Annotated in this window: 24 protein-coding genes and 5 pseudogenes; 9 read left to right on the top strand and 20 right to left on the bottom strand. The window is 71.3% G+C overall.

What is annotated here, in order from left to right:
- Nucleotides 1-13: 13 nt before the first annotated feature.
- From mqnE to ACH4OA_RS19195, 6 genes are all read right to left on the bottom strand, one after another.
- A complete protein-coding gene (mqnE, locus tag ACH4OA_RS19220) occupies nt 14-1177 on the bottom strand; it encodes an aminofutalosine synthase MqnE (protein WP_397938444.1) in 1164 nt (387 codons plus the stop codon).
- A gap of 38 nt (nt 1178-1215) precedes the next feature.
- Nucleotides 1216-1671: an Lrp/AsnC family transcriptional regulator gene (locus ACH4OA_RS19215; protein WP_132787112.1), complete on the bottom strand. Its 456-nt coding sequence runs from the start codon at nt 1669-1671 to the stop codon at nt 1216-1218.
- A 57-nt stretch (nt 1672-1728) separates the two neighbouring features.
- Nucleotides 1729-2388, bottom strand: coding sequence for a UbiX family flavin prenyltransferase (locus ACH4OA_RS19210; protein WP_365878002.1), 660 nt, complete (start codon nt 2386-2388; stop codon nt 1729-1731).
- A gap of 84 nt (nt 2389-2472) precedes the next feature.
- On the bottom strand, nt 2473-3375 hold the full coding sequence (mqnP, locus tag ACH4OA_RS19205) for a menaquinone biosynthesis prenyltransferase MqnP (RefSeq protein ID WP_397938446.1): 903 nt from the start codon (nt 3373-3375) through the stop codon (nt 2473-2475).
- Nucleotides 3372-4823, bottom strand: coding sequence for a menaquinone biosynthesis decarboxylase (locus ACH4OA_RS19200; protein ID WP_365878006.1), 1452 nt, complete (start codon nt 4821-4823; stop codon nt 3372-3374). The genes mqnP and ACH4OA_RS19200 overlap by 4 nt, the downstream gene beginning before the upstream one ends.
- A gap of 97 nt (nt 4824-4920) precedes the next feature.
- Nucleotides 4921-5607, bottom strand: a complete 687-nt coding sequence (locus tag ACH4OA_RS19195) for a hypothetical protein (RefSeq protein WP_397969887.1) — start codon at nt 5605-5607, stop codon at nt 4921-4923.
- A 253-nt stretch (nt 5608-5860) separates the two neighbouring features.
- On the opposite strand from ACH4OA_RS19195, the gene ACH4OA_RS19190 reads away from it, so the two are divergent.
- Nucleotides 5861-7270 (top strand): condensation domain-containing protein, encoded by a 1410-nt coding sequence (locus tag ACH4OA_RS19190; RefSeq protein WP_397938451.1) that lies wholly within the window; start codon nt 5861-5863, stop codon nt 7268-7270.
- Between the two features lie 46 nt (nt 7271-7316).
- Here the strand turns inward: ACH4OA_RS19190 and ACH4OA_RS19185 are convergent, their stop codons facing one another.
- The 8 genes from ACH4OA_RS19185 to hemL form a co-directional block, all read right to left on the bottom strand.
- The gene (locus tag ACH4OA_RS19185; RefSeq protein WP_397938453.1) at nt 7317-7724 is read right to left on the bottom strand and encodes an SRPBCC domain-containing protein; all 408 of its coding nucleotides are present in this window, start codon (nt 7722-7724) and stop codon (nt 7317-7319) included.
- 77 nt (nt 7725-7801) lie between these two features.
- On the bottom strand, nt 7802-8884 hold the full coding sequence (gene ccsB / locus ACH4OA_RS19180) for a c-type cytochrome biogenesis protein CcsB (protein WP_397938455.1): 1083 nt from the start codon (nt 8882-8884) through the stop codon (nt 7802-7804).
- Complete coding sequence (locus tag ACH4OA_RS19175; protein WP_397938457.1) at nt 8881-10587, bottom strand: cytochrome c biogenesis protein ResB; 1707 nt, start codon at nt 10585-10587, stop codon at nt 8881-8883. The genes ccsB and ACH4OA_RS19175 overlap by 4 nt, the downstream gene beginning before the upstream one ends.
- 3 nt (nt 10588-10590) lie before the next feature.
- Complete coding sequence (locus ACH4OA_RS19170) at nt 10591-11364, bottom strand: cytochrome c biogenesis CcdA family protein (protein ID WP_397969885.1); 774 nt, start codon at nt 11362-11364, stop codon at nt 10591-10593.
- 1 nt (nt 11365) lies between these two features.
- Nucleotides 11366-11956, bottom strand: a complete 591-nt coding sequence (locus ACH4OA_RS19165; RefSeq protein WP_397938461.1) for a TlpA family protein disulfide reductase — start codon at nt 11954-11956, stop codon at nt 11366-11368.
- Nucleotides 11957-12111: 155 nt separating this feature from the next.
- Nucleotides 12112-13392, bottom strand: coding sequence for a hypothetical protein (locus ACH4OA_RS19160; protein ID WP_397969884.1), 1281 nt, complete (start codon nt 13390-13392; stop codon nt 12112-12114).
- 165 nt (nt 13393-13557) lie between these two features.
- Nucleotides 13558-14286, bottom strand: a complete 729-nt coding sequence (locus ACH4OA_RS19155; protein ID WP_397938464.1) for a histidine phosphatase family protein — start codon at nt 14284-14286, stop codon at nt 13558-13560.
- A complete protein-coding gene (gene hemL, locus ACH4OA_RS19150; RefSeq protein WP_397946791.1) occupies nt 14283-15602 on the bottom strand; it encodes a glutamate-1-semialdehyde 2,1-aminomutase in 1320 nt (439 codons plus the stop codon). Before hemL ends, ACH4OA_RS19155 begins: the two co-directional genes overlap by 4 nt.
- Before the next feature lie 535 nt (nt 15603-16137).
- On the opposite strand from hemL, the gene ACH4OA_RS19145 reads away from it, so the two are divergent.
- The gene (locus tag ACH4OA_RS19145) at nt 16138-16575 is read left to right on the top strand and encodes a hypothetical protein (protein WP_003974483.1); all 438 of its coding nucleotides are present in this window, start codon (nt 16138-16140) and stop codon (nt 16573-16575) included.
- Nucleotides 16576-16914: 339 nt separating this feature from the next.
- On the opposite strand, the pseudogene ACH4OA_RS19140 reads toward ACH4OA_RS19145, so the two are convergent.
- Nucleotides 16915-16977, bottom strand: a pseudogene (locus ACH4OA_RS19140) (hypothetical protein); the annotation flags it as partial.
- Between the two features lie 25 nt (nt 16978-17002).
- On the opposite strand from ACH4OA_RS19140, the pseudogene ACH4OA_RS19135 reads away from it, so the two are divergent.
- A pseudogene (locus ACH4OA_RS19135) lies at nt 17003-17323 on the top strand (GNAT family N-acetyltransferase); the annotation flags it as partial.
- A gap of 40 nt (nt 17324-17363) precedes the next feature.
- Here the strand turns inward: ACH4OA_RS19135 and ACH4OA_RS19130 are convergent.
- Together ACH4OA_RS19130 and ACH4OA_RS19125 are read right to left on the bottom strand one after the other, a co-directional pair.
- A complete protein-coding gene (locus ACH4OA_RS19130) occupies nt 17364-17918 on the bottom strand; it encodes a flavoprotein (RefSeq protein WP_397969883.1) in 555 nt (184 codons plus the stop codon).
- A pseudogene (locus tag ACH4OA_RS19125) lies at nt 17915-18145 on the bottom strand (transcriptional regulator); the annotation flags it as partial. The pseudogene ACH4OA_RS19125 and the gene ACH4OA_RS19130, both read right to left, overlap by 4 nt.
- Before the next feature lie 258 nt (nt 18146-18403).
- Here ACH4OA_RS19125 and ACH4OA_RS19120 point away from each other — a divergent pair.
- The 5 genes from ACH4OA_RS19120 to ACH4OA_RS19100 all read left to right on the top strand — a co-directional run bounded on the left by ACH4OA_RS19120 (nt 18404) and on the right by ACH4OA_RS19100 (nt 22944).
- Nucleotides 18404-18967, top strand: coding sequence for a peptide deformylase (locus tag ACH4OA_RS19120; RefSeq protein ID WP_397969882.1), 564 nt, complete (start codon nt 18404-18406; stop codon nt 18965-18967).
- A 427-nt stretch (nt 18968-19394) separates the two neighbouring features.
- The gene (locus ACH4OA_RS19115; protein WP_397969880.1) at nt 19395-19889 is read left to right on the top strand and encodes a hypothetical protein; all 495 of its coding nucleotides are present in this window, start codon (nt 19395-19397) and stop codon (nt 19887-19889) included.
- A 143-nt stretch (nt 19890-20032) separates the two neighbouring features.
- Nucleotides 20033-20566: a hypothetical protein gene (locus tag ACH4OA_RS19110; protein ID WP_397938469.1), complete on the top strand. Its 534-nt coding sequence runs from the start codon at nt 20033-20035 to the stop codon at nt 20564-20566.
- A gap of 86 nt (nt 20567-20652) precedes the next feature.
- Nucleotides 20653-21591, top strand: a complete 939-nt coding sequence (locus ACH4OA_RS19105) for a hypothetical protein (RefSeq protein WP_397949278.1) — start codon at nt 20653-20655, stop codon at nt 21589-21591.
- 18 nt (nt 21592-21609) lie between these two features.
- Nucleotides 21610-22944, top strand: coding sequence for a Dyp-type peroxidase (locus ACH4OA_RS19100; RefSeq protein WP_397969878.1), 1335 nt, complete (start codon nt 21610-21612; stop codon nt 22942-22944).
- 83 nt (nt 22945-23027) lie between these two features.
- Here the strand turns inward: ACH4OA_RS19100 and ACH4OA_RS19095 are convergent.
- Nucleotides 23028-23354, bottom strand: a pseudogene (locus ACH4OA_RS19095) (MerR family DNA-binding protein); the annotation flags it as partial.
- Between the two features lie 2 nt (nt 23355-23356).
- Here ACH4OA_RS19095 and ACH4OA_RS19090 point away from each other — a divergent pair.
- Nucleotides 23357-23752 (top strand): annotated as a pseudogene (locus ACH4OA_RS19090) (STAS domain-containing protein); the annotation flags it as partial.
- 39 nt (nt 23753-23791) lie between these two features.
- Here the strand turns inward: ACH4OA_RS19090 and ACH4OA_RS19085 are convergent.
- Both ACH4OA_RS19085 and ACH4OA_RS19080 read right to left on the bottom strand, forming a co-directional pair.
- Nucleotides 23792-24679, bottom strand: coding sequence for a helix-turn-helix transcriptional regulator (locus tag ACH4OA_RS19085; RefSeq protein WP_365873489.1), 888 nt, complete (start codon nt 24677-24679; stop codon nt 23792-23794).
- Nucleotides 24680-24886: 207 nt separating this feature from the next.
- Nucleotides 24887-25717: a M55 family metallopeptidase gene (locus tag ACH4OA_RS19080; RefSeq protein ID WP_397938477.1), complete on the bottom strand. Its 831-nt coding sequence runs from the start codon at nt 25715-25717 to the stop codon at nt 24887-24889.
- Between the last annotated feature and the right edge of the window lie 19 nt (nt 25718-25736).

Below are 25736 nucleotides of genomic sequence, written 5' to 3'. Positions count from 1 at the left end.
CGTCCCTCCGGGGTCAGACCCGCATGGGCTGGGGGCTGTCGCGGCGGGCCGGGTCGGCGCCCTCGTACTCGCGGATGATCTCGTAGCGCGTGTTGCGTTCCACCGGGCGGAAGCCGGCGTCGCGGATCAGTTCCAGGAGGTCTTCGCGGGTCAGCTTGTTCGGCGTGCCGTAGTTGTCCGCGTCGTGGGTGATCTTGTACTCCACGACCGAGCCGTCCATGTCGTCGGCGCCGTGCTGGAGGGCGAGCTGGGCGGTCTGCACGCCGTGCATCACCCAGAAGACCTTGACGTGCGGGACGTTGTCGAAGAGCAGCCGGGAGACGGCGAAGGTCTTCAGCGCCTCCGCACCGGTGGCCATCCTGGTGCGGGCCTGGAGGGTGTTGCGGACCTTGCCGTCCTTCAGGTCCACGAAGTCGTGCTGGTAGCGCAGCGGGATGAAGACCTGGAAGCCGTTCGTCTCGTCCTGGAGTTCACGCAGGCGCAGCACGTGGTCGACGCGGTGGCGGGGTTCCTCGATGTGGCCGTAGAGCATGGTGCACGGGGTCTTCAGACCCTTCTCGTGCGCCAGCCGGTGGATACGGGACCAGTCCTCCCAGTGGGTGCGGTGGTCCACGATGTGCTGCCGGACCTCCCAGTCGAAGATCTCGGCCCCGCCTCCGGTCAGCGACTCCAGGCCCGCGTCGATCAGCTCGTCCAGGATCTCGGACGCGGACAGCCCGCTGATCGTCTCGAAGTGGTGGATCTCGGTCGCCGTGAACGCCTTCAGCGAGACGTGCGGCAGGGCCTTCTTCAGCTCGCGCAGCGACCGCGGGTAGTACCGCCACGGCAGGTTGGGGTGCAGGCCGTTGACGATGTGCAGCTCGGTGAGGTTCTCCGACTCCATCGCCTTGGCCAGCTTGACGGCCTCCTCGATGCGCATCGTGTACGCGTCCTTCTCGCCCGGCTTGCGCTGGAACGAGCAGTAGGCGCAGGACGCGGTGCACACGTTCGTCATGTTGAGGTGCCGGTTGACGTTGAAGTGGACCACGTCACCGTTCTTGCGGGTCCGCACCTCGTGCGCGAGACCGCCGAGCCAGGCCAGGTCGTCCGACGCGTACAGCGCGATGCCGTCCTCGCGGGTCAGCCGCTCACCGGCCCGGACCTTCTCCTCCAGCTCGCGCTTGAGCCCGACGTCCATGGCAACACCTTTCTCCGACAGCCCGACCAACGGTATCCCTAGACCTCTTCGGGCAGCTCCCCGACCCGGTTCTCCCACTTCGTGGACAGCACGATCGTGGTACGGGTCCGGGAGACGCCCTTGGTGCCGCTGAGCCGGCGGATCGTCTTCTCCAGGCCGTCCACGTCGGTGGAGCGCACCTTGAGCATGAAGGAGTCGTCGCCGGCGATGAACCAGCAGTCCTCGATCTCCGGCAGGTCCCGCAGCCGCTGCGCGACGTCCTCGTGGTCGGCCGCGTCGGACAGCGAGATGCCGATCAGCGCGATGACGCCGAGGCCCAGCGAGGCCGCGTCCACCGTGGCGCGGTAGCCGGTGATGACGCCGGCCGCCTCCAGCCGGTTGATGCGGTCGGTGACGCTGGGGCCCGACAGGCCGACAAGACGTCCCAGCTCCGCGTACGAGGCCCGGCCGTTCTCCCTCAGGGCCTGGATGAGCTGCCTGTCCACCGCGTCCATGCGATCGAAGCCTTCCGGTGAAAGTTGCTGGAGTGATGAGGTCCGTACGTAACTCTGCTAGCCCTGCTGTCCGCCCGCCGCGCCGCCGCCCAGCTCGCCCCGCCAGCGCCGGTACAGGCCGTGGCCGACCCCCGCCGCGTCCAGCACCCGGCCGGCCACGAAGTCCACCAGGTCCTGGATGTGGGTGGCGCCCGCGTAGAAGGCCGGCGAGGCCGGCACGACCGTGGCGCCGGCGTCGTCCAGGGCGACGAGCTGCCGCAGGGTCTGGCCGTTCAGAGGGGTCTCCCGCACGGCCACGACCAGCGTCCGGCGCTCCTTCAGCGTCACGCTCGCCGCGCGCTGGAGCAGGTCCTTGGACAGGCCGAGCGCCACCCCGGCCACGCAGGCGGTGGAGGCGGGCACGATGAGCATGCCCCGCACCGGGTACGAGCCCGAGGACGGGCCCGCCGCGAGATCGCCCGCGGGCCAGTACCGCACGCCGCTGACGTCCACGTCGAACGTGCCGGGCTTGCCGTCGGCGCCCCGGGCCAGCCATGTGCGCAGGTCGTCCTGCCAGTGGGCGTCCCGGAACGCGATGCCGGTCTCGTCCAGCAGCGTCAGCCGCGAGGCCCGGCTGACCACCAGGTCCACCGCCTCGCCGGCCGCCAGCAGCGCACGCAGCACCGCGGCGGCGTACGGCGTCCCGGAAGCTCCGGACACCCCCACGATCCAAGGCACGCGCTGCGTTTCTCCTGCGTTCACACCTTGAGCGTACCGGCGGGTCCGGTGGTGCTCAGGCCGGGTGGGGCCTGAGCACCGCGATCAGACGCCCAGCCCGCGGACCAGGAGGTCCAGCAGGGCGCACACGAACAAGGCGATGCCGATGAAGCCGTTGACGCTGAAGAACGCCCGGTTCAGCCGGGACAGGTCGTGCGGGCGGACGATGCGGTGCTCGTAGACGAAGGCCGCCGCCACGATCACCAGGCCCAGCCAGAAGAAGACCCCGGCGTGGGTGGCCACGGCGTACCAGACGAACAGGGCCGTGGTGACCGTGTGGCAGACGCGCGCGCTCTGGATCGCGGCCGGGACGCCGAACCTGGCCGGCACCGACAGCACACCGATCTCGCGGTCCGTCTCGACGTCCTGGCAGGCGTAGATCAGGTCGAAGCCGCCGATCCAGACGCCGACGGCGAGACCGAGGATCACCGCTGTCCAGGACCACTCGCCGCTGATCGCCAGCCAGCCGCCGATCGGGCCCATGGCCTGGGCGAGACCCAGGATGGCCTGCGGGAAGTTGGTGAACCGCTTGCCGTAGGGGTAGACCACCATCGGGACCACCGCCACCGGCGCCAGGGCCAGGCAGAGCGGGTTGAGCAGGGCGGCGGCGCCGAGGAAGACCGCGAGCGCGATCAGGGCGCCGGTCCAGGCGTGCCGCACCGACATCGCGCCGGTCACCAGTTCGCGGTGGGCCGTGCGCGGGTTGCGGGCGTCGATCTCGCGGTCGATGATCCGGTTGACGGCCATCGCGAACGTGCGCAGGCCGACCATGCAGACCGTGACCAGGAGCAGCCGCACCCAGTGGATGTTGCCGTCCCGCTCGTACATCGCGGTGAGCGCGGCGATGTAGGCGAAGGGCAGCGCGAAGACCGAGTGCTCGATCATCACCAGGCGCAGGAAGGCCCGGGTCCGCCCCGGCCGGGCGAGGGCGGCAGAGGCCGAGGTCACAGTCCGTACTCCTTCCAGCGGCGGTCCACCAGGGCCGCGGTCTGCGGGTCCGACAGGACCATCTCGGGCCAGCCGCCGTCGCGGGTGTAGCCCTCCTCCGGCCACTTCCGGGTGGCGTCGATGCCCGCCTTGCCGCCCCAGAACTGCTGGTAGGAGGCGTGGTCGAGATGGTCGACGGGGCCTTCGGCGACCGTGAGGTCCCGGGCGTAGTCGGTGTTGCCGAGGGCCCGCCAGGCGACCTCGTGCAGGTCGTGCACGTCGCAGTCGGCGTCCACGACCACGATCAGCTTGGTGAGGGACATCATGTGCGCGCCCCAGATCGCGTGCATCACCTTCTGCGCGTGCTTCGGGTACTTCTTGTCGATCGAGACGATCGCGCAGTTGTGGAAGCCGCCGGCCTCGGGAAGGTGGTAGTCCACGATGTCCGGGACGATGATCTTCAGCAGGGGCAGGAAGAAACGTTCCGTGGCGCGGCCGAGCGGCCCGTCCTCCGTCGGCGGGCGGCCCACGACGATGGACTGGAGCAGCGGGCGCCTGCGCATGGTCACGCAGTCGATCCGCAGCGCCGGGAAGGGTTCCTGCGGGGTGTAGAAGCCGGTGTGGTCGCCGAAGGGGCCCTCGGGCAGCGTCTCGCCCGGCTCCAGCCAGCCTTCCAGGACCACCTCGGCCTGCGCGGGCACCTGGAGCGGGACCGTCTCGCAGTCGGTCATCTCGATCCGCTTGCCGGCGATGAACCCGGCGAACAGGTACTCGTCGATGTCGCCGGGCAGCGGCGCCGTGGAGGCGTACGTCACGGCCGGCGGACAGCCGAAGGCGATCGCGACCGGCAGCCGCTCGCCCCGGCGCGCGGCGACCTGGTAGTGGTTGCGGCTGTCCTTGTGGATCTGCCAGTGCATGCCGATGGTGCGCTTGTCGTGGCGCTGGAGGCGGTACAGGCCCAGGTTCCGGATGCCGGTCTCCGGGTCCTTGGTGTGGGTCAGGCCCAGGTTGAAGAAGGAGCCGCCGTCCTTCGGCCAGGTGAACAGCGCCGGGAGCCGGTCCAGGTCGACCTCGTCGCCCTTGAGGACCACTTCGCGCACCGGCGCGTCCTTGACCTTGCGCGGCGGGACGTGGGTCATCGCGCCCAGCTTCCCGAACGCCTCGCGCACCCCGACGAAGCCGTGCGGCAGCTCGGGCCGCAGCAGCCCGCCGATCTTGTCGGAGATGTCGCCGTACGCCTTCAGGCCCAGCGCCTTCAGCAGGCGGCGGTCGGTGCCGTACACGTTCATGGCCAGGGGCATGTCCGAGCCGCGCACGTTCTCGAAGAGCAGCGCGGGACCGCCGGACTTCTGCACCCGGTCGACGATCTCACCGACCTCCAGATACGGGTCGACCTCGGCCTTGATGCGCTTGAGGTCGCCCTCGCGCTCCAGCGCCCGCAGCAGGGAGCGAAGATCGTCGTAAGCCATGCGGCCAAGTATCGCCGACGTACCGCTTTGTCCCCGCGCCCACCCCCCGCTTCCGGCCGGGATCACGGTCGGCCGGTCAGCGGAAGACGGCGACCGGTTACTGGAGCACGACCTCCCGGGCGCCGGGGTCCCAGCTGGTCACCTTGCCCAGGCAGTGCGCCTGGAACTGGCCTTCGGGCAGCTGCCGGTCCGGGGTGAGCAGCCCGTCGCCGCGCAGCACGACCCGCAGGTGCGCGGCGGGGCCGCCGCCCGCGTAGGGGGCCCGCATCACCAGCGACCCGCCCCGGCCGCCGCCCGCCTCGAACCGGCCGGTGACCATGACGAACCCGCCCGTCTTGAACAGGCGCATCACGGCGTCGTTGTCCAGGTACAGCGGCAGGTAGCCGGGGTCGGCGGCGGTCTTGCCGAGCCGGGCGATGCCGCGCCGCAGCGCCGGCCCGCCCAGCACGAGCAGGCCGGCGAGGGCCGCCGGCCACCAGGCCATCGGACCCCGCCCGCCGGTCACCTCGGCGGCCCGGCGCAGTGGCGCCGGGCCGGCGTCGCCGAAGCGCACCGGGTAGGTGTGGACGGCGCGCACATCGGCGGCCTCCTGGAGCGTCTCGGCGTACTCCCGGTAGGTGCCGAGCACGATCGGGCTGACGCACGGCCGGTGGGTGGTGGCCGGATGGCCCTCGGCCGCGCGCTCGCCCGTGATCAGGCCGGCGGCGGGCTGTCCCGACGGAAGACGATGTCGTAGTGGGGGTCCACCCGGTTCTCCTGCGTCGGCGGGGGCAGGATCGTGCACGCGCGGAACGACGGCCGGCACAACGTCCGGCCAACGCACGAGCGCATGGATATGAACGCCCGTCACACTTTTGCGGAGGCCCGTGTTCCCGGCGGCCGGCCCCGGCCGGTCACCGTCGGTTAATCACTTCCGCGTTCGGCCCGCCACCCGTTCCGTTGAAATGGACCGGACGGGCATGTCCCGGCCGCGTCCCACGGCATTGCCTTGCCAGGGGGCCCCGTATCCAGGGGTCCCCTTCCGTGATGGGAGACGCGTGCGAATCACTGACATCCAGCGCTGCGAGGTCCGGCCGGGACGGCTCGTCGAGTGGACCCTGAGCCCGGCGACCGTCGCGGCGGCGGCGGCGCTCCCGGACGACACCCGGCCGCCCGCCTACATCCAGGAGTCCCACATCAGGACGGCCCGGTCCGTCCGCGCGGACGGGCTGTCCGTGCCGACCTGGCTCGGCGCCGCCTTCGACCTGCCCGGCCCGGTCGACCTGGACGCGCTGGAGCGCGCCCTGCACACCTGGACCGTGCGGCACGAGACGCTGCGCAGCGGCTTCCGGTGGGCCGCCGGTGACACGCTGCGCCGGTTCACGCTGGACGCGGCCGACGTGTCCCTGCACCGCGAGGAGGTGGGCCGCTTCCCCGACGCCGACGCGCTCGTCCGGCACCTCCAGGACCGCTTCGACACGGTCGCGGACGCGCTGCGCTGGCCGAATCTCATCTACGCGGCGGTCGTCCGGGACGACGGCGTGAGCGTGTACCTGGCCTTCGACCACAGCAACGTCGACGGCTACTCCGTGCAGCGGATCGCCGGCGAGATCCACGAGCTGTACACGGCGGGCCCGGCCGGCGCCGCGGCCGGCACCGGGGCGCCGGCCGCCAGCTACGTCGACTTCTGCGAGATCGAGCGGACCCGCGCCGACGGCCTCGACGACGGGCACGCGATCGTGGACCGCTGGCGGCAGTTCATCCGCCGCTGCGACGGCACGCTGCCGGGCTTCCCGGTCGACCTGGGCCTGGCGCCGGGCGGTCCGCTGCCGCCGCAGCGGATGCTGTGCGAGCCGCTGGCGGACGCGGACGCGGCGGCCGCGTTCGAGGCGTACTGCCGGCCCTACGGCGGCACCCTGACCGGGCTGCTGGCCGCGACCGCGCTCATCGTGCACGAGCTGGGCGGACAGCCGGTGTACCGGACGGTGGTGCCCTTCCACACCCGGGCGAAGTCCTGCTGGAGCGAGTCGGTGGGCTGGTACGTCGGCGGCGCCCCGATCGAGGTGCCCGTGGGCCGCACCCGGGGCTTCCCGGAGGCCCTGCGGGCGGTGCGCGCGGAGCTGCGGGCGAGCCGGGCGCTGGCCCGCATCCCGCTGGCCCGGGTGCTGGACCTGCTCGGCGCGGACTTCCGGCCGACCTCGCCGGACCTGTACTCGATCGTCTCCTACATCGACACCCGCACCCTGCCCGGCGCCGACCGGTGGGCGGAGCTGAAGGCGTACGGGCTGCTGCGGGTCTCGTACGGCGACCAGGTGTGCGTGTGGGTGAACCGGCTGCCCGACGGGCTGTGGCTGGCGAGCCGGTACCCGGACACGGACGTCGCGGCGAAGAACATGCGGCTCTACACCGAGCGGCTGCGGGACCGGATCGCCTCGGTGGCCCACGGCAGCCTGTCCGCGGTCTCGTGAGCCGACGGGCCCCGGGCCCGGCCGGGGCCGGCCGGACCCGGCCCGGTCAGGTCCCGTCCCGCTGCTGCGTCTCGATCAGCCGTTCGAAACGGTCGCGCCAGCGCTGCTCCGACTCCTCCTCGCCCTGGAACTCGTGGGTGCAGCGGAGCGCGCTGCCGTCCTGACCGTCCCGTTCCAGATGGAACCGGATCCGGCCGCCGGCCCCCACCGTGTACTCCGCGACCCGGTCCACGTCCCACGCGGTGACCTCCCCGCTGCCCAGGCCGCGCAGGGCGACCGCGCCGCCGAGCCGGGGTTCGAGCACATCGGCGGGCGTGAACCAGGCCGCCAGCCCCTCCGGGGTGGCCAGCGCGGGCCAGATCTCCTCCATGCGCCGCGGGAGCCGCACCACGAAATGCAGGATGTGCGTGTTCCCGTGGGTCTGGCTGGTGCCCTGTGCGATGGAACCGCTCATGCCACCAGCCTGCCCCCGCCCCGGGACGCGCGCACCCGGTTACGGCCGCTGCCCCGCGCCGCTCGCGCCGGACCGGCTCAGACGCCCGCGTAGGAGTGCTTGCCGGAGACGAAGATGTTGACGCCGTAGTAGTTGAACAGCCAGCAGCCGAACGCGATCAGCGCCAGGTAGGCGGCCTTGCGGCCCTTCCAGCCGGCCGTGGCCCGGGCGTGCAGGTAGCAGGCGTAGGCGACCCAGGTGATGAAGGACCAGGTCTCCTTCGGGTCCCAGTTCCAGTACCGGCCCCAGGCGTCGCCCGCCCAGATCGCGCCCGCGATGATCGTGAACGTCCACAGCGGGAAGACGGCCGCGTTGACCCGGTAGGCGAACTTGTCCAGGGACGCGGAGGCGGGCAGCCGCTCCAGCACCGAGGACGCGAAGGAGCCGGGCTTGCCGCCGTTGAGGAGCTTGTTCTCGTACGCGTCCTTGAACAGGTACAGGATCGTGGCGACCGCGCCGACGTAGAACACCGCGCCGCAGAAGATCGCGGTGGAGACGTGGATGTACAGCCAGTACGAGTGCAGGGCCGGCACGAGCTGGTCGCTGGCCGTGTACAGGACGGTGACCGCCAGGCCCAGGTCGAGCAGGACCGTGGTGGTGAGGAACAGGCCGAGCCAGCGCACGTTCTTCCGCAGTGCCAGCAGCGCGAGGTACACGCCGACGGCGACCGTGGAGAAGGTGATGTTGAACTCGTACATGTTGCCCCACGGCGCCCGCTCCACGGAGGCCGCGCGGGCGACGACGCCGGCCAGCTCCACCAGGAACGCGAGCACGGTGAGGGAGATGGCGATGCGGCCGTACAGGTCGCCCTGCTCGTCACCGCCGTGCGCGCCGGGGCCGTCCGGCACGTCCCGGGCGCCGGCCGCCGAGCGGACGACGACCCGGGGCCGCTCCAGCACGGCGGTGCCGCCGGCCTGCCGCACCGCGACGGCGGGACGGTCCGCCGTGCGCCCGGCGCCGGCGGTGAGCGCGGCGGCCGTACGGCCGACCTTGCTGCGGCTGCCGAACAGCCACTCGGCGATGTAGGCGAAGAAGGCCAGGGTGTAGACGGCCATCGACGAGTAGATCAGCGTGTTGCTGATGCTCGCGAGATGTTCGTTGGTGGCGGCGGCGAGCGTCACTTCTCAGCCCCTTCGGCAGGTACGGCTCGGAGGTCGGGGGTTCGTGCGGGGTCGTCGGGGCCGGTGGCTCCCGGCGCCCGGTCGTAGAGGTGTCCGGCCAGCTCGCCCAGTTCCTCGGGCAGCCGGGCGGACTCGCTGCGTCCGAGCCCGGCCATCTCCACCACCGTGACGCCGTCGGCGCCGCGCACCGCCCGCACCCACACACGGCGGCGCTGGATGAACAGGGAGCCGGCCAGGCCGAAGATGGCGGCGAGGGCACCGCCGAGCGCCCAGCCGCTGCCGGGTTCCTGGACGATCTCGAAGCCGGCCCACTCCTTGACGTCCTTCTCGAACGTGACGGAGCCGGCACCGCCGGGCAGCGTGAGCGTGTCGCCCGGCTTGAGCAGCTTCTTCAGGAGCTGGCCCTTGTCGTCCTTGAACGCCTTCATGTGCTTCTTGTCGAGCTGGTACACGCTCTGCGGGATGCCCGAGTCCACTCCCAGGTCGCCGTGGTAGGCGTTCACCGCCAGCAGCGGGTTCACCAGCGCGGGGAACTGCGAGAGCATCGTGCCGCTGCGCGGGTCGAAGGTCGGCACGAAGAACGCCTGGAAGCCGAGCTGCTCCTTCCTGCCCCGCGGATCGCGGTAGCCGTCCATGACCTTGACGACACCCTGCGAGGTGACATTGCCGTCCAGTGGCAGCAGCGGTACGGCGTCGCGGTAGACGACCGCGCCCTTGCCGTCCCGGACGGTGATCACGGGCGCGTAGCCGTGGCTGACCAGGTAGACCTTGGCGCCGTCGATCTCCAGCGGCTCGTTGACCTTGACGGTGGTCGTCGTCTCCTTGCCGTACGCGCCCTTGCTGTAGCGGACCTTCGCCTCATAGGTGCGCGGGGTGCCCTTGTTGGGTCCGGACGGCTCGTAGGTGCCCGTGAAGGCCTTCAGGTCGAAGCTGAACGGCACCAGGTCGTCGGGCCGGAACAGGCTGCCGGACTTGAAGTCGTCGTACATCGGCAGCGCGTTGGAGAAGCCGTCGCCCTCCACCATCAGCTTGGTGCCGTCCGACTTGTACAGCTGGCCGGAGGCGAACGCGATCAGCAGCACGATCAGGGCGATGTGGAAGACCAGATTGCCCACCTCGCGCAGATAGCCCTTCTCGGCGGCGACGGCGTCACCGGCGGCATGGGCGCGGAAGCGGCGCTTCCTCAGCAGGGCGAGCGCGGCCTCGCGGACCTGCTCCGGGTCGGTCTCCGTGCGCCACGTCGTGTACGCGGGCAGCCGGGTCAGCCGCTGGGGGGCGCCCGGCGGACGGCCGCGCAGCTGGCCGACGAACTGCCAGGTGCGGGGCACGATGCAGCCGACGAGGGAGACGAACAGCAGGATGTAGATCGCGGAGAACCACACCGAGCTGTAGACGTGGAACAGGCCCAGCCTGTCGTAGACCGGCGCCAGCGTGCGGTGCGCGGCGCGGAACTCCTCGACCTTGTTCGCGTCCGCGCCGGTCTGCGGGATCAGCGAGCCGGGGATCGCGCCGAGCGAGAGCAGCAGGAGCAGCAGCAGCGCGACCCGCATCGAGGTCAGCTGCCGCCAGAACCAGCGCACCCAGCCGATGACACCGAGGCCCGGCAGGCCCGCCGGTTCCTCCTGCGGGGCGGTGGACAGCCGGGAGCCGGCCGCTCCCAGCTCCTCCCGCTCCCGGCTGTTGTCGGTGTCGGTCTTGCTCATCGGTCAGATCCCCACATTGAAGCCGTCGGACCAGGTCTGCATCTGCTGCACCAGTCCGCTCCAGGCGCCGGTCAGCAGCAGCACACCGGTCACGATCATCATCGAGCCGCCGAAGCGCATCACCCACACATAGTGGCGCTTGACCCAGGCGAAGGCGCCGAGCGCCTTGCGGAAGCCGACCGCGGTGAGCACGAAGGGGACGCCGAGGCCGAGGCAGTAGACGACCATCAGCAGGGAGCCGCGCGCGGCGCTGGACTCGTTGAAGGACAGCAGGTTCACGGAGGAGAGCGTCGGGCCCATGCAGGGCGTCCAGCCGACGCCGAAGAGGGCGCCGAGGACGGGCGCGCCGAGCAGACCGCCGGCCGGCCGCTTGTGGAAGCGGAACTCGCGCATGGTGAACCAGGGCAGCAGCCCCATGAAGAACGCGCCCATCGCGATCATGAGCACGCCGAGCACCTTGGACAGGGTGCCCTGGTAGTCGATCAGGTTGGCGCCGAAGTAGCCGAAGAGCGCCCCGCTGGAGACGAACACCACACTGAAGCCGAGCACGAACAGGGAGGCGCCGGCGAACATCCGGCCGCGTCTGGCCTCGGCCAGGTCGGTGCCCGCGACACCGGTGACGTAGGAGAGGTAGCCCGGCACCAGGGGCAGCACGCAGGGCGAGAAGAAGGACAGGAGCCCGGCGAACAGGGCGATCGGCAGCGCGACCAGCAGCGCGCCGTGCAGGACCGTCTGGTTGCTGCCCGTCTGCGCGGCCAGCGTCAGCAGTGCGCTCACGTCACTTCTCCGCGAGGACCGGCTTGATCATGTCAAGCAGGCCGGTGTCGTCCAGCGCCTCCAGGGCCCGTGCGGCGACCTTCCCGTGCCGGTCGAGGACGAGCGTGGAGGGGACGAGCTGCGGGTTGAGCGTGCCCTTCTTGAAGCGGAGCATCAGCCTGCCCGTCGGGTCGTACAGGCTCGGGTACCCGACACCGTGCTCCTTCTCGAAGTTCACGGCCGGGGTGGTGCTCGTGTCCCGGGTGTTGATGCCGACGAACTTGACGCCCTTGTCCTCGTACTGCTTCGAGACCTTGGCGAAGTACTGCGCCTCGTTCCGACACGGTCCGCACCACGAGCCCCAGACGTTGATGACGACGACCTGGCCCTGGTAGTCGGCCACGTCGAGGGTCTTGCCGTCGATGGTCTTGCCGGACAGGTCCGGGGCCGCGACGCGCTTTCCGGCCGGGACGGTGTCGATGCCGTTGCTGCCGGTGACGAAGTGGGTGTCGCCACCGCCGCCGGAGACGCCACCCTTACCGCACGCGGACAGGGTGAGGGCCGCGGCGGCGGCCACAGCGGTCAGCAGGACGGCGCGGCTACGGGTACTCATGTGAAAAGTTTCGCATGGCGGTGCCCGGGTTTTCGCGCGCCCCCCTGCCGGGCGGAAAAGCGCATTTCAGGGCGTATTTACACGGGGCAATTCGGACATCCGTCGTCGCGGGGCCGGTGGGCCCGGTGCCGCCCGGGCGGTCCGGCCGGCGCCGCTCAGGCCGCGTCGGAGGAGGCCGCGCCGGTCTTCCGCAGGAACTGCTTCCAGCCCCCGGCGGGCTGCTGCCCGACACCGAGCGTGCGCAGCTTGGCGAGCGTCTCGGGCTTCTGCACGTCCATCCAGTCCACGAACTGGCGGAAGGAGACCAGCCGCACGTCGGCGCCCTTCTCCTTCTCCCGCGCGATGTGCTTGAAGGCCTCTTCTACGGCGTCCATGTAGATGCCGCCGTTCCACTGCTCGAAGTGGTTGCCGACGAAGAACGGCGCCCGGTTCGTCTCGTAGGCCCGCTGGAAGCCCTGGATGTACGCCTGCGCGGACTGCTTGCGCCAGCCCGGGTAGTTGTAGGCGGGCGCCTTGGTCGAGTTCAGCGACTGGTTGGCGAGCATGTTGTAGTCCATGGACAGGACCTCGAACGAGCGTCCGGGGAAAGGTATCTGCTGGAGGGGCAGGTCCCAGATGCCCAGGCGCTTGTCCGGCCACACCTGACGGCCGCCCGGCGACGAGGCGTCGTAGCGCCAGCCCAGCTCGCGGGCCGTGGGCAGCAGCTTGTCCTGGCCGAGCAGACAGGGCGTACGGCCGCCGGCCAGCTCCTTGTCGTAGTCGAACGGCAGCGAGGGCAGGTCGGTCCAGCCGGTGTTGGTCCGCCACTCCTTCACGAACGCCTTGGCCTGGCGTATCTCGCTCCCCCACTGCTGCGGCGTCCAGTTGCCGACCGTGCCGCCCCCGGCGCAGAAGTGCCCGTTGAAGTGGGTGCCGATCTCGTGGCCCTCCAGCCAGGCCCGGCGCACGTTCGCCAGCGTCGCCTTGATGTGCTCGTCGGTGAGGTAGCCGATGTCGGAGGCGCCGCGCGGGTTGTTCGGGGGCTCGTACAGCCGCTTCTTCGACTCGGGCAGCAGATACAGCCCCGAGAGGAAGAAGGTCATGCTCGCGCCGTGCTCCTTGGCCAGGTCCAGGAAGCGCGGGAAGAGACCGTTGCCGACCTCGCCGGCGCCGTCCCAGGAGAAGATCACGAACTGCGGCGGGGTCTGGCCCGGCTCCAGCGGCTCCGGCCTGGCCGGCTGGTGCGGCTGCGGGCCGGTGAAGGAGGTGGAGCCGTCCCCGATGGGCCGCGCCGGACGCCGCCCGCCCTTGCTGCCCTGCTCGGTCCGGGAACCGGCGGGGCGCCCGGCGCCGTCCGAGGACGTGGGACCGCAGCCGGCGAGCGAGGCGGCGGCCGCCGCACCCGCGCCGAGGCCGAGCATTCCCCTCCGGGAGAGGGGCCGGGAGTAGATGGGCATGGGAGAACCCCGATCATCGCTGCTGCCTGCTGGTCACCCAGTCAGAGGGCGCGATGATCGGGGAGGTTCCCCTGATTCTTCTGCTTTTCGCAACAAGACCTGCGAAAATGCGCTAAGCCACGCCAAACGGACGCTGTGTGACGACCGGTGGCCCGGCCGGCCCGGTCAGGCGCCGAACGCCTTCCCCTGGACCGTGCCCTTGCCCTTCTGCGGCCGGGCGCCGGCCCGCAGGTGCACCGGGACCAGATCGATGGCCGGTTCGCTGTACCCGACCGACACGATCTTGTCACCCTGATAGGTGAAGGACGTCAGGGAGGCGAGCGTGCACTGCCGCTTGCGCGGGTCGTGCCACAGCCGCCGCCGCTCGACGTACGACCGCAGGATCCAGATCGGCAGCTGGTGGCTGACCAGCACCGCCTCGTGGCCGCGCGCCTCGTCCCTGGCCGCGTTCAGCGCGCCCATCATGCGTACGACCTGGTCGACGTACGGCTCGCCCCAGGACGGCCGGAACGGGTTGACGAGGTGCTTCCAGTTGTCCGGCTTGCGCAGCGCGCCGTCGCCGACGCCGAAGGTCTTGCCCTGGAAGACGTTGCCGGCCTCGATCAGCCGCTCGTCGGTGGCGAGGTCCAGCCCGTGCGCCTTGGCGATCGGCGTGGCGCTCTCCTGCGCCCGCTCCAGCGGCGAGGCGCAGACGTACGTCACGTCCCGGGAGGCCAGGTGCTCGGCGACCCGGTCGGCCATCTGCCGGCCCAGCTCGGACAGGTGGTAGCCGGGCAGCCGGCCGTACAGGATGCCGTCCGGGTTCTCGACCTCGCCGTGCCGCATGACGTGGACGACGGTGACGTCCTTGCTCCCGGGGTTGCTCCCGCGGGTGTTCTCAGAGGTGCCGCTCATTCCGCCGTGGCCTCCGCAGCCGCCCGGGCCGCCGCCGGAACGGCGTCGGCGATGGTCTGGATGGCCCGCTCGTCGTGGGCCGTGGACACGAACCAGGACTCGAAGGACGACGGCGGCAGGTAGACGCCGTTCGCCAGCATCGAGTGGAAGAACGCGGTGTAGCGGTGGGACTCCTGCCGCTTGGCGCCCTCGTAGTCGCGTACCCGCCGGTCCGTGAAGAACACGGAGAACATGTTGGAGGCCGTCTGCACCCGGTGCGCGACGCCCTCCTTGGCCAGCGCCTCGCTCACCAGCGTCCGGATCTGCTCGGAGACGCCGTCGACCTTCTCGTACGCGGCGTCGTCGAGCAGCCGGAGCTGGGCGAGGCCGGCCGCGGTGGCGACCGGGTTCCCGGAGAGGGTGCCGGCCTGGTACACGGGTCCGGCGGGCGCGAGGTGGGCCATGACATCGGCCCGGCCGCCGAACGCCGCGGCCGGGAACCCGCCGCCCATGACCTTGCCGAAGGTCATCAGGTCGGGCGCCACGCCCTCCACGCCGTACCACCCGGCGCGGCTGGTGCGGAAACCGGTCATCACCTCGTCGGAGATGAACAGGGCGCCGTTCTTCCGGCAGGCGTCCTTCAGACCCTGGTTGAACCCGGGGTCCGGCGGCACGACGCCCATGTTGCCCGGCGACGCCTCGGTGATCACACAGGCGATCTCACCGGGGTGCCGGTGGAATGCCTCCTGCACGGCCTCCAGGTCGTTGTACGGCAGCACGATCGTGTCGCCGGCCTGGGCCCCGGTGACGCCGGGCGTGTCGGGCAGCGCGAAGGTGGCGACACCGCTGCCGGCCGCGGCGAGCAGCGAGTCCACGTGCCCGTGGTAGCAGCCGGCGAACTTGATCACCTTCGACCGCCGGGTGAACCCGCGGGCCAGCCGGATCGCCGACATGGTGGCCTCGGTGCCGCTGCTGACCAGCCGCACCTGCTCCACCGGCTCGATCCGGGCGACGATCTCCTCGGCCAGCGCCACCTCGCCCTCGCCGGGCGTGCCGAACGACGTGCCGCGCGCGACGGCCTCCTGTACGGCGGCGACGACCTCCGGGTGGGAGTGTCCGAGGATCATCGGGCCCCAGGAACAGACCAGGTCGACATACTCGCGGCCGTCGGCGTCGGTGAGGTAGGGGCCCGTGCCCGACACCATGAACCGGGGCGTGCCGCCGACGGCGCGGAAGGCGCGCACCGGGGAGTTCACTCCGCCCGGCGTGACGACGGAGGCGCGGTCGAAGAGCGCCTGTGACACGGGCGCGTCGTAGGGATAGGGCGTTTCGCTCATGGCACTCATGACGTGCGGCTTCTCCGGCTTCTCGGGCTCCGGTTGCGGGGGGACCTCCTCAGGGTAGGCCGCGCCCCGGCCGCGGTGCCGTCGCCCTCAAGATCGAAGCGGTGCCATCCCTCGTCTGCGAGACTGAGAACTGATACACACAGCTCCTGCGCACGTAATGATCAGGGGCCGGGAATTTCCCGCGCGGCGTGTTGTTCCACCGTACGTTTCGGCGGACGGCCGCGGGGGAGGTCACTGACACGATGATCGGGTTGCGCGGCGGGGGCCACGCGTCCTAGAAAAGCAGTCGGGTGGAGATATGCATCGCGGTGGCGGACTGGGCGAGGGGACTGACGACCTGGGTCCTCGACGTGCCCGGCGGGGAAGGCACCGGCGCGACGCGGAGGAAACGACCGAGACACGACAGACCGACGCACGTCAGGCACAGGGTGCACCGGGAGAGCCCGAGCGGTACGACCGGCAGATCGACCGCCGGGTCGACCACCGGGCCGACCGCCTCCGGGCGGGGAGCAGGAATGGTGGTCGGGTGGGGGTGACGTACAAGTACTTCGGCGCACCGGACGGCGCGACCGCGGCCCGTGTCCCCATCTCGATGCGACCCGAGGAACTCGGCGGCGACGAGCTGGGCATGAACGGCATGTTCACCAAGATCAAGCCGGAGACGATGGCCGCGATGGTCCTCACCGGCATCGAGGGCGTCCCCCTGCACAAGGTCCCGCCCCTGGAACTGGTCGTCCTGCACCCCGACTACGCCGTGGTCAAACTCCCCATGACGGTCGTCGACCCCCTGCGCGGCATCGGCGAGGAGGCGGTGGGCGCGGCGGCCTTCATCTGGTCCACGGTCCCGGACCGCGGCGGCCCCCGGGACGCGTTCAACGTGTACCAACTGCTGCACGAATGGCAGGACTTCAGCCATCGGTTGCACGAGGCGGGGCATCAGCCTTATTGCTTGGTCTGGCCTTGAGCCGGGGTTCCGGTGGGTGCGGGCGGGGTTTCCCGACCCCGCCCTCTCCAGTGCCCGGAGGGCCATCGGACGGCCAGCGCACCTAGGTTTCTCTGGGGGCACTGGGTGCCGGGAGGTCGCTTTCCGCTTCCGTGGAGGCGTCGTCGATCGCCTTGCGGGTGCGGGTCTCACCACCTTCCTCGCGCGCGAGGAAGGTGGCGCGTCTATGCCGGCGTCGCTCACATCGGTTCCCAGGCCCCGGCCGCGATCCTCGACCAGACCCTCATCCAGCGCACACTCGACCACGCGCGCAGTCTGCCGGATCTGTTCCAGCCAGGCGGGCGGGATGCTGCGGAGGCCGCACGTGGCGATCAGCCGGTCGTACGGGGCTCCGCCGGGGTGGCCGGCGCGACCGTCCCCCACCGGCAGGTGGAACACCGCATGCGAATTCGCCTACGGCGCCCCGCTCGCCCCTGGCCGCGAATGGTGGCGTTCCACCGCGTACGAGCCGAACAACGGCTATTCCTCCACCTACGCGGTCTCCGAAGTGATGGTGCGCCCAGGCTGGCGTAAGCAGGGAATTGCCGACCGCCTGCACGAGGCGCTGCTCAAGGAACGTACGGAAGACCCCGCCGTGCCGCTGATCGACGTCACCCACCCCAAGGTCCAAGCGCTTTACGAGACGTGGGGATACGCCAGAGTCGGCGAGCAGCAACCCTTCGCCGACTCACCGGTGTACGCGGTCATGGTCAGAGACCTGCGGGACTGAGTCAGGAATGATGTGCCCTGCGTTCCTGGTGCGCAGGGCCTCACCGTGCCGTGTCGACGTCGGATGCCAGCAGTTCGAGGGCTTCCTCCCAGCGGAAGCGGTCCGCCGCGCCGCCGGCCTTCGGCCGGTGCGGTTCGCCCGAGCCGATCAGGACGCCCATCCCCCGCAACCGGTCCAGGCTCTGCCGGTAGGCGGGGTGGGCGGCCTGGGCGGAGTTCAGGTAGGGCAGGGCCACGGTCGGGATGCCCATGCCGTACGCCTCGCACAGGATGCCCAGGGCGAGGGTGTCGGAGATCCCGGCGGCCCACTTGTTGATCGTGTTGAAGGTGGCGGGAGCCACGGCGATCGCGTCCGCCGGGGGCAGGGGGCGCGGGTCTCCCGGTGAGCGCCAGGCGGAGCGGATCGGGTAACCGGTCTGCGCCTCGACCGCCGTCGCGTCGAGGAAGCCGAGTCCCTGCGGGGTGGCGATGACGCCCACATCCCAGTTCGCCTCCTGGGCGGCCGTGATCAGCTTGCCGACGTCACCGGCGACACCGCTCGCGCACACGACGACGTACAGGAAGGGCTTCTTGTCCAGGGCGGTCGGTCCGGTCACGCGGGGCCTCCCAGTCGGCGACTGAAGTGATGCAGCTCCGGCAGGGTACGTCGGCGGTCGCGGGCGGCCATGTCGGCGACCAGGCCGCGGACGTCGGGGCGGCGGACGTCCTGGGCGGCGCAGGTCGCGGCGATCCTCAGGGCCTGGTAGGCGTCCGCCGGGCGCCCCTGCCGGCTGTAGGCGCGGGCCGCCTCGACCCATGGTGCGGCGCGGCGTGGGGCAACTGGTTCCAGCGAGCCGTACGCCTGCCCACCGAACAGCTCTCCAGCTCGTCTTCCCCACCGGCCTCGATCCCGTCGTGTGGGGCACGGAGACGTCCATGACCGCCGAAGCCTCCCCGCTGCGCACCCCACCCGTCCGCAGCGACGACGCAGGGCTACGGCAATGCGCATGGATCACGACCACACCCGCCCTGCACGCTCGGTACCGTCTGGAACGGCGGTTCCGAGCACGGCCAGAAGGCGCAGCAGAACAAGGGAGTTCAGGTGATTGAGGTGCGGCCCAGCCAGCGCATGCGAGACCTCGGCGTCGTCCAGCGCGGGGCCGGCATCCTCACCGAACCGGCCCGTCCCTTCCACCTGCCCGCCGAGCGCGAAGAGGCAGAGCGCATCGTGGACGAACTCTTCACCGCCATCGAGCGCATCGGCCAGGTCCACCCCTTCGCCAAGGGCATGGGCATCGCCGCCCCGCAGATCGGCATCGCCCGCGCCGCCGCCGTCGTCCTTCCGCCCGACGACGCTCCGGCCGTCATCCTGCTCAACCCGCGGATCACCGAGCACTCGGCGGAGACGGACGAGCAGTACGAAGGCTGCCTCAGCTTCTTCGACGTCCGCGGGCTTGTCCCTCGCCCATTGCGAATCACCGTCGAGGCCACCACCTTGGCCGCGGAGACCACCTCTACCGTCTACGAACGGGGCCTTGCCCGCCTTATCCACCACGAGGCCGACCACCTCGAAGGTCTGCTGTACACGGCTCGTATGCGAACCGGAGTCGAACCGATCCCCGTGGAGGAGTACCGACAGACCGGACGAGCTTGGGCATACGAGTGACGGGGACGGCCGGCTCGGAAACAGCGTCGGTACTTCCGCGGCTTTCTCAAGCAACAGAGGTACTTCACGAGGACCGAGGTCACACGGCTCCGGATTGCCATGCCGAGAACACGAGCCGTCGGACCGGTCCGCCGTCGCCCTCGGCTGCCTCGCCACACCTGTCCGGCCGCCCCCTGGACAGGTCGCCAGCGCCCGTACCAGGCACCCACCAGCGATGGACTCCGCCCGTGTCCCCGCTCTCCACTGAGACCGCGGCCCATGCCGAGCCCGATCGGGACGGCGGTCTTCACCTCCGTCTTGCCGCGGAGCCGACCTGCGCCGACGACGCCCGTCGGCACTGACCGCGCGCGGCCGTGGCCGTGCGGCACACCGCACCAGTGACCACACTGGGGTCATGGAAGATCGGCCTCCTGCGCGAAGGCCGCCCATGCCGCATGCGGATGCCGTGGAGGGGCGGGATTACACGGGTGCCGTGTACGGCTCGCTGCTCGCGGCCTCGGTCGTGGTCGGGGCGGGGACCGGCTCGCTCGGTTCCCGCCCCCGGCTGGAACTCGTACTCCTGCTGCTGGGCACAGGGCTGGTGTTCTGGGCGACCCACGTGTTCGCCCGGCTGTTCGGGTCACGGGTCAGGTACGTGTCCGTGAGCGCGGGACGGATCCGGCGGGCGTGCGTGTCCGAGTGGCCCATCGTCACGGCGGCCGTCCCGCCGGCCGTGGCGGTCGCCGTCACTCCCCTGCTGGGCATCAGCTCGCGAGGGGCGCTGTGGCTGGCCCTCGGCGCAGCGCTGGCCGGTCAGGTCGGCTGGTCCACGGTCGCCGCCGTACGCGCGGGGGCGGCCCGCCGCGCGGTGGTGGTCACCGGGGCCGTCAACCTGACGCTCGGGCTGCTCATCGTGCTCCTCAAGGCCGCGGTGACGCACTGACCTCGACAAGGCCGCGGTGACGCACTGACCTCGCCGCAGCCCGATCGCGCTGATCAGCCCGGCCGCTCGGCAGGCGCCCCCGGCTGTCGAGTGCCACGCTGTAGACGGACCGGTCCCGGCCCCGGATGCGGAAGGGCACGGACATGGAGATCAAGCCTCAGGCAGTCGTCATCCCCAAGGAGACCGACCACCTGGAACAGGGGAAGTACGGCCCCGTCTATCCGAGGACTCCTGCCTGCTACGGCTTCACGATCGTCGCGAAGGTCAAGCCGGGCAGGGCCGACGCGATACGGGAGCACGGCCATACCCTTGCCAAGGCAGTGGAGCTAAACCCGCACTTTCTCGCGCCCCTGAAGCTGCACTATCTGCGCTGGGTGCTCTTCGACGACGACACGCGCTTCCTGTACCAGGGGATCTTCGACACCGATTTCGACAAGTACACCGAGGACGCTGTCGCGCTGTTCAGTGAGTTGGGTGTGAGTACCACCTTCGAGAACCTCGAAGGGTTTCCCGAGGACTGGCAGACCAACCCCGAGGCGTTCGTGCGCTTCGTACGGGAACACCACTGTCCGAGCTTCATCGAGTACGGCGAGTATCCGTACGTGACGGCGGACGAGATCAAGAAGGCGTTGCGGATCAAGAACGCCCTGTCGGAGATGCTCGACCAGATGCAGTGAGACGAGTGGCAATGAGCGAGGTCAGGACCGCGCGCACGTACAACCAGAGGCACATTCCGCGGGAGTACACCCCTGGCGGGCGGCGCGTGAGCATCTACGTCTCGTGGAGCTATCCGGCCGAGGCCGGCCGCAACCCGGCCGAGCTGGACAACCGGTTCTCCACGATGACCGAGGTCAGGCGGACGGCGTGGCCGGCGTACGAGGACCCGCAGTGGTCCGACCCGTACCGGTTCCAGCAGGGCGTCGCCGGATCGCTGGAGCTGTTCTTCTGGGCCTGGGTGCCGTTCCAGGACTTCGTCGAGGAGGTCACGGGGCACCCCGTGCCGGTGTACCAGCGCATCGACCAGGCGGGTTTCTTCACCCCGCTGGACGAGCGGGTGCTCGACGACACGGACGTCCTGTTCGTGTTCGGGCTGGACCACGCGGTCACCGGGCAGACGGCACAGCCCGGGGAGATCGAGGCCCTACGGGCGTTCACCGCCCGCGAGGACACCCGTCTCGTCCTCGGCCCGCACCACGACGTCGGCGCGTCGGACGACCCGGCGGTACGGGAGCTGGAATACCGCCACCACGGCGATCCCCTGGTGCCACGCCAACAGCGGTTCGCCACCTATGTGAGGGATCTGATGCGGGGCCTCGGAGTGCCGGTGACCAACCGGTACGGGCTGCGCCCGGCGACCCGCGAGGACAACCGGATCGTCCCTCTGTCCACGGTCCGGGACCTGGACACGAAGGACTGGCTGGACGGCGTGGTGAACTTCAACTTCCACATGCACCTGCCGCACTACGACGTGACCCCCGGCCAGTCGGACACCGTCCACGTGCTGGCCAGGCAGCCGATCGACAGGTCGAGGCCGCATCCGTTCACCGAAGCCGGCAACACCGAGTTCAACATGTTCCTGTGGATGCCTCCCGGCGGCGAGCGCGCCGGCGATCTGCTGCTGGCGGACTCGACGATCTTCAGCTCGTTGTTCGGCGGGGACGAGAGTCTGCGCAACTTCTGGCGCAACCTCGTCTCCAAGTAGAGCCACGGGAGGCCGGCCGTGCCTGTGCACACCGAGGACACGTTGGACCTCGCGGACATCCAGCGCGGGGTTCTCGGCGGCCGGCCGACGCCTTACGCGGCGGCCTATCTCGCCTTCCGCATCGACGACCGGGCGCACGGGCGGGAGCTGATGCGGCGCGCGAGTACGGCGGTGACCTCCGCGGCGGACGCGGTAAGCCCCTTGGGGGAGACCTGGGTGAGTGTGGCCGTCACCTGCCGTGGCCTGGAGGCGCTGGGGGTGCCGCGCGCCGCACTGGAGACGTTCTCCTGGGAGTTCCGGCAGGGGATGGCGGCCCGCGCCAGGACGCTGGGCGATGTGGGCGACAGCGGCCCGGAGCACTGGGAGACGCCGCTGGGCGGCCCCGGCCTCCATGTGGTGTTCACCGCGGTCGCGCCCGACCCCGAGCGCCTGAAGGCGGCGATCGACCGCGCCCGCCCCGCTTACGACCAACTCGCCGGGGTGACGGCGGTATGGCGGCAGGACTGCTACGCGCTGCCCACCGAGACCGAGCATTTCGGCTATCGCGACGGCGTCAGCCATCCGGCCGTCGAGGGCAGCGGGATCCCGGGCTCCAACCGGCTGGAAGTACCGCTGAAAGCCGGCGAGTTCGTCCTCGGGCATCGCGACGAACTCGGCGGTGTGCAGAGCCCCCGGCCCACCGTGCTGGGCCGCAACGGCAGTTACGCGGTCTTCCGCAAGCTGCACCAGAACGTCGCCGCGTTCCGGCGCTATCTGAAGGACAACTCCACCGGGCCCGAGGACGAGGAACTGATCGCCGCGAAGATCCTCGGGCGCTGGCGCAGCGGTGCTCCCCTCGCACTGGCGCCGCACGCCGACGATCCCGCGCTCGGCGCCGACCCGCACCGCCGTAACACCTTCCTGTACGAGACCGACGATCCGGCGGGATTCACGACGCCCGGCGGCAGCCACATCCGCCGCGCCAACCCCCGCGACGCCTCCGTGGCGGGCGAGGTACGGCTGCACCGCATGATCCGGCGCGGCGCGGTCTACGGCCCGCCGCTGCCCGAAGGAGTACTGGAGGACGACGGCGCCGACCGCGGCCTCATGTTCGCGTTCGTCGGGGCGCACCTGGGGCGGCAGTTCGAGTTCGTCCAGACGCAATGGATGAACGACGGTGTCTTCTTCGGCGCGAACGACGCCGAAGACCCCGTCACCGGACCCCACGACGGGTGTGCCGGCTACACCATTCCCCGGCGCCCGCTGCGCCGGTGCCTCGCCCCGCTGCCGCGATTCGTCGTCACCCGGGGAGGCGAGTACTGCTTCCTGCCGAGCCTGACCGCCCTGCGCTGGCTCGGCGATCTCCGGGACTGACAGCGCGACGACGGGCACCCCGGCACCGTGCGGCCATCGCCCCGCGCCCGGGGGAACCCCGAGGGGAACCCTGGGGCAGGGGTTCAGGCGACGGCGGCCGGGGCGGGTGCGGAAGTTGCCGTGAGGCGGTCCGCCAGGGTGGTGGCGAACTCCTCCGCCCTGGCCAGTTGGGTACGGAGGTCCTCGACGCGCCGCCGGGCGGCCTGCTCGAAACCGCGGATCCGCGCCAGCAGGGCCTCGCGTTCCCCGGCGGGCAGCTCCTCGCCCGAGTCGAGGCGGTCGGTGGCCTCCAGCAGGGCGCGCATCTCGTCGAGCGCGAAGCCGAGCGGTTTCATCCGGCGGATGATCACCAGCCGGGCCACGTCGGCCTCGGTATAGAGGCGGAAGCCGCCCTGGGAGCGGGCGGAGGGGCGTCGCCTGTGTGGTCGCCACCCACAACCTCGCCGTCGGCGTCGTCGTCGGCTCGATCACCGCGATGGCCGTCTTCGCCCGGCGCGTCGCCCGCTTCGCCGAGGTCACCGCCGTCACCGGCCCCGACGGCACCACGGTGGTCTACCGGGTCACCGGCGAGCTGTTCTTCGCCTCCGCCAACGACCTCGCCGGCCGGTTCGACTACGCCGGCGATCCCGGCAAGGTCGTCATCGACCTGTCCGGCACGCACCTGTGGGACGCCTCCTCCGTCGCCGCGCTCGATGCCGTCGAGGCCAAGTACGCCCAGCGCAGCAAGACCGTCGAGATCATCGGCCTGAACGAGGCCAGCGCCCGCATCCACGGGACACTCACCGGAGAACTCGCCGGCGGCCACTGACCGCCATCCCCGCGGGGGCCGGCCGCGCCGGGCCACGGCTCAGCGTGGGTCCAGGGCCGGCAGGTCCTCCGTCGCGGCGGAGGCCGCGGTGGCGGCCAGCAGGCGCAGGGCCGCGTCGGACGGGGTGCCGGGCTCGGCCGTGTAGGTGATGAGGCGGTGGTCCGCGGTGCGCGGCAGGCACAGGTTCTCGAAGCTCAGCTCCAGGGTGCCGACCGCCGGGTGGCGCAGCGACTTGGTGCCGGAGGTACAGGTGCGCACCGGGTGCCGGGCCCACAGGGCGGCGAACTCGTCGCTCTGGATGGACAGCCGGCCGATCAGCTCGGCCAGCGCGCGGTCGTCGGGATGCCGGCCGGCGACCAGGCGCAGGGAGGCGACGGCGAGGTGCGCCTCCTCCTTCCAGTCGGTGTACCAGGACCGGTAGCGCTCGTCCAGGAACAGCATCCGGATCAGGTTGGGCCGGGCGGCGGGCGTGTCCGGGCCGTCCCACGGCAGGTGCGCGGCGAGCAGGGCGTGACCGAGCCGGTTCCAGGCCAGGACGTCGCTGCGGCGGTCCAGGAGCAGCGCCGGTACGTCCGTCATGGCCGCGAGCAGCTGGCGGGCCGCGGGCGTGGCCTGCTCGGCGCGGGACACGGCCGGGCGGCGCCGGGCGGTGGACCGGGCCAGGTCCTTGAGGTGGACGGTCTCGTCCTCGGTGAGCCGCAGCGTGCGGGCGACCGCGTCCAGCACGGAGTCGGAGACACCGGCCGCGCGGCCCTGTTCCAGGCGGGTGTAGTGGGTGATGCTGACGCCCGCGAGCAGGGCCAGCTCCTCGCGGCGCAGCCCGGTGACCCGGCGCCGGGACGGCTCCGCCGAGATCCCGACGTCCTCCGGCCGCACCGCGGCGCGGCGGGACTTCAGGAAGTCTCCCAGCTCGGTCGACCCGTCCATGGATACCTCCCGGGTGTGCGGCGGTCGTCGTCCATCCTGCCTGCCCGGCCGCGGGAACGGGATGCCCGAGGGTGGTCGTGTGATGACCACCCTCACGACGGCCGGTCGCGCGCGGGGCGCCGGCCCGGACCACCGGGGCCACCGGGCGGCCGGGTCACAACACCGGCCGGACGGAAGCGACTTCGCCGTACGACGGGGGCCGGGGTGTCAGCAGTACGGCGGCTGGTTGGTCAGCGACGTCGCCACCCGCGTCCACACCCCGAACTGCCGGTACAGCGCGGGCAGCGGACCGGTCGCGCGCACGGTCCTGGCGTCGTCGGCCGTCACCCCGGGGATGCCGAGCAGGACGGCGGCGACCGAGGCGGACTGCCAGCGGACGGTGAGCGTGGCCTCGGAGACGGGCGGCGCGGGGCGGTCCGGGACCCGGGTCAGCGCCGCCGCCACCGCCTCCTCGATCGCCGCGCGCGCCTGTGCCGCCGGCCGCAGCTCGGCCGCGAACCGGTCCCGGGCGTACTTCACCGGGACGGTCACCACCGACGCGTCCCACTCCGTCATCTCCGCGCACGCCGCGTCGTCACCCGTGAGGGCCACGACGGGCACGCCGAGCGCCGCCGCCGTGGCGTGCGCCAGCCCGATCTCGCCGGCCGGGCGGCCGTCCAGCCACATGTCCTCGATCTCGTGCCCCATGAAGCTGTGGCTGAGCACGCCCGGCGTGCCGGCCCGGGCGTGGTAGCCGACGCACAGCGCGGCGTCGTACTCCCCGGTCAGGCCCTCCAGCATGCCCATCCGCTTGGGCCGGCCGCGCACCAGGCGGGCCGCCGGGTGCAGGGCCTCGGGGAGGATGTTGCGCATCGGGCCGTGGGCGTCGTTGACCAGGACGCCGGTCGCGCCGGCGGCGAGCGCGCCGCGTACGGCCGCGTTCACGTCCTCGGCCATCAGGGCGCGGCCGCGCTCGTAGTCCCGCCCGCCCGGCTGGACGTCCTCCGCGTCGACGAGCCCGGTGACGCCTTCCATGTCCACGCTGATGTAGATCCGCACGGCGTCGACCTTAACGGCG

It is taken from the genome of Streptomyces sp. NPDC017095 (genome assembly GCF_044332325.1).
In the GTDB taxonomy this organism is placed as follows: domain Bacteria; phylum Actinomycetota; class Actinomycetes; order Streptomycetales; family Streptomycetaceae; genus Streptomyces.
The sequence above is the reverse complement of the archived record's forward strand: the minus strand, read 5'-3'. Positions and strand labels throughout refer to the sequence as shown.

Excerpts from the sequence above, each read along its gene's own strand:
- ACH4OA_RS19185 (WP_397938453.1), bottom strand. The coding sequence starts at position 7,724 with ATGAGCGGTTCCATCGCACAGGGCACCAGCCAGACCCACGGGAACACG.
- ACH4OA_RS19115 (WP_397969880.1), top strand. The coding sequence starts at position 19,395 with ATGCCGCATGCGGATGCCGTGGAGGGGCGGGATTACACGGGTGCCGTG.
- ACH4OA_RS19200 (WP_365878006.1), bottom strand. The coding sequence starts at position 4,823 with ATGGCTTACGACGATCTTCGCTCCCTGCTGCGGGCGCTGGAGCGCGAG.
- ACH4OA_RS19110 (WP_397938469.1), top strand. The coding sequence starts at position 20,033 with ATGGAGATCAAGCCTCAGGCAGTCGTCATCCCCAAGGAGACCGACCAC.
- ACH4OA_RS19085 (WP_365873489.1), bottom strand. The coding sequence starts at position 24,679 with ATGGACGGGTCGACCGAGCTGGGAGACTTCCTGAAGTCCCGCCGCGCC.
- ACH4OA_RS19165 (WP_397938461.1), bottom strand. The coding sequence starts at position 11,956 with ATGAGTACCCGTAGCCGCGCCGTCCTGCTGACCGCTGTGGCCGCCGCC.
- hemL (WP_397946791.1), bottom strand. The coding sequence starts at position 15,602 with ATGAGCGAAACGCCCTATCCCTACGACGCGCCCGTGTCACAGGCGCTC.
- ACH4OA_RS19155 (WP_397938464.1), bottom strand. The coding sequence starts at position 14,286 with ATGAGCGGCACCTCTGAGAACACCCGCGGGAGCAACCCCGGGAGCAAG.
- ACH4OA_RS19215 (WP_132787112.1), bottom strand. The coding sequence starts at position 1,671 with ATGGACGCGGTGGACAGGCAGCTCATCCAGGCCCTGAGGGAGAACGGC.
- ACH4OA_RS19160 (WP_397969884.1), bottom strand. The coding sequence starts at position 13,392 with ATGCCCATCTACTCCCGGCCCCTCTCCCGGAGGGGAATGCTCGGCCTC.
- mqnE (WP_397938444.1), bottom strand. The coding sequence starts at position 1,177 with ATGGACGTCGGGCTCAAGCGCGAGCTGGAGGAGAAGGTCCGGGCCGGT.
- ACH4OA_RS19175 (WP_397938457.1), bottom strand. The coding sequence starts at position 10,587 with ATGAGCAAGACCGACACCGACAACAGCCGGGAGCGGGAGGAGCTGGGA.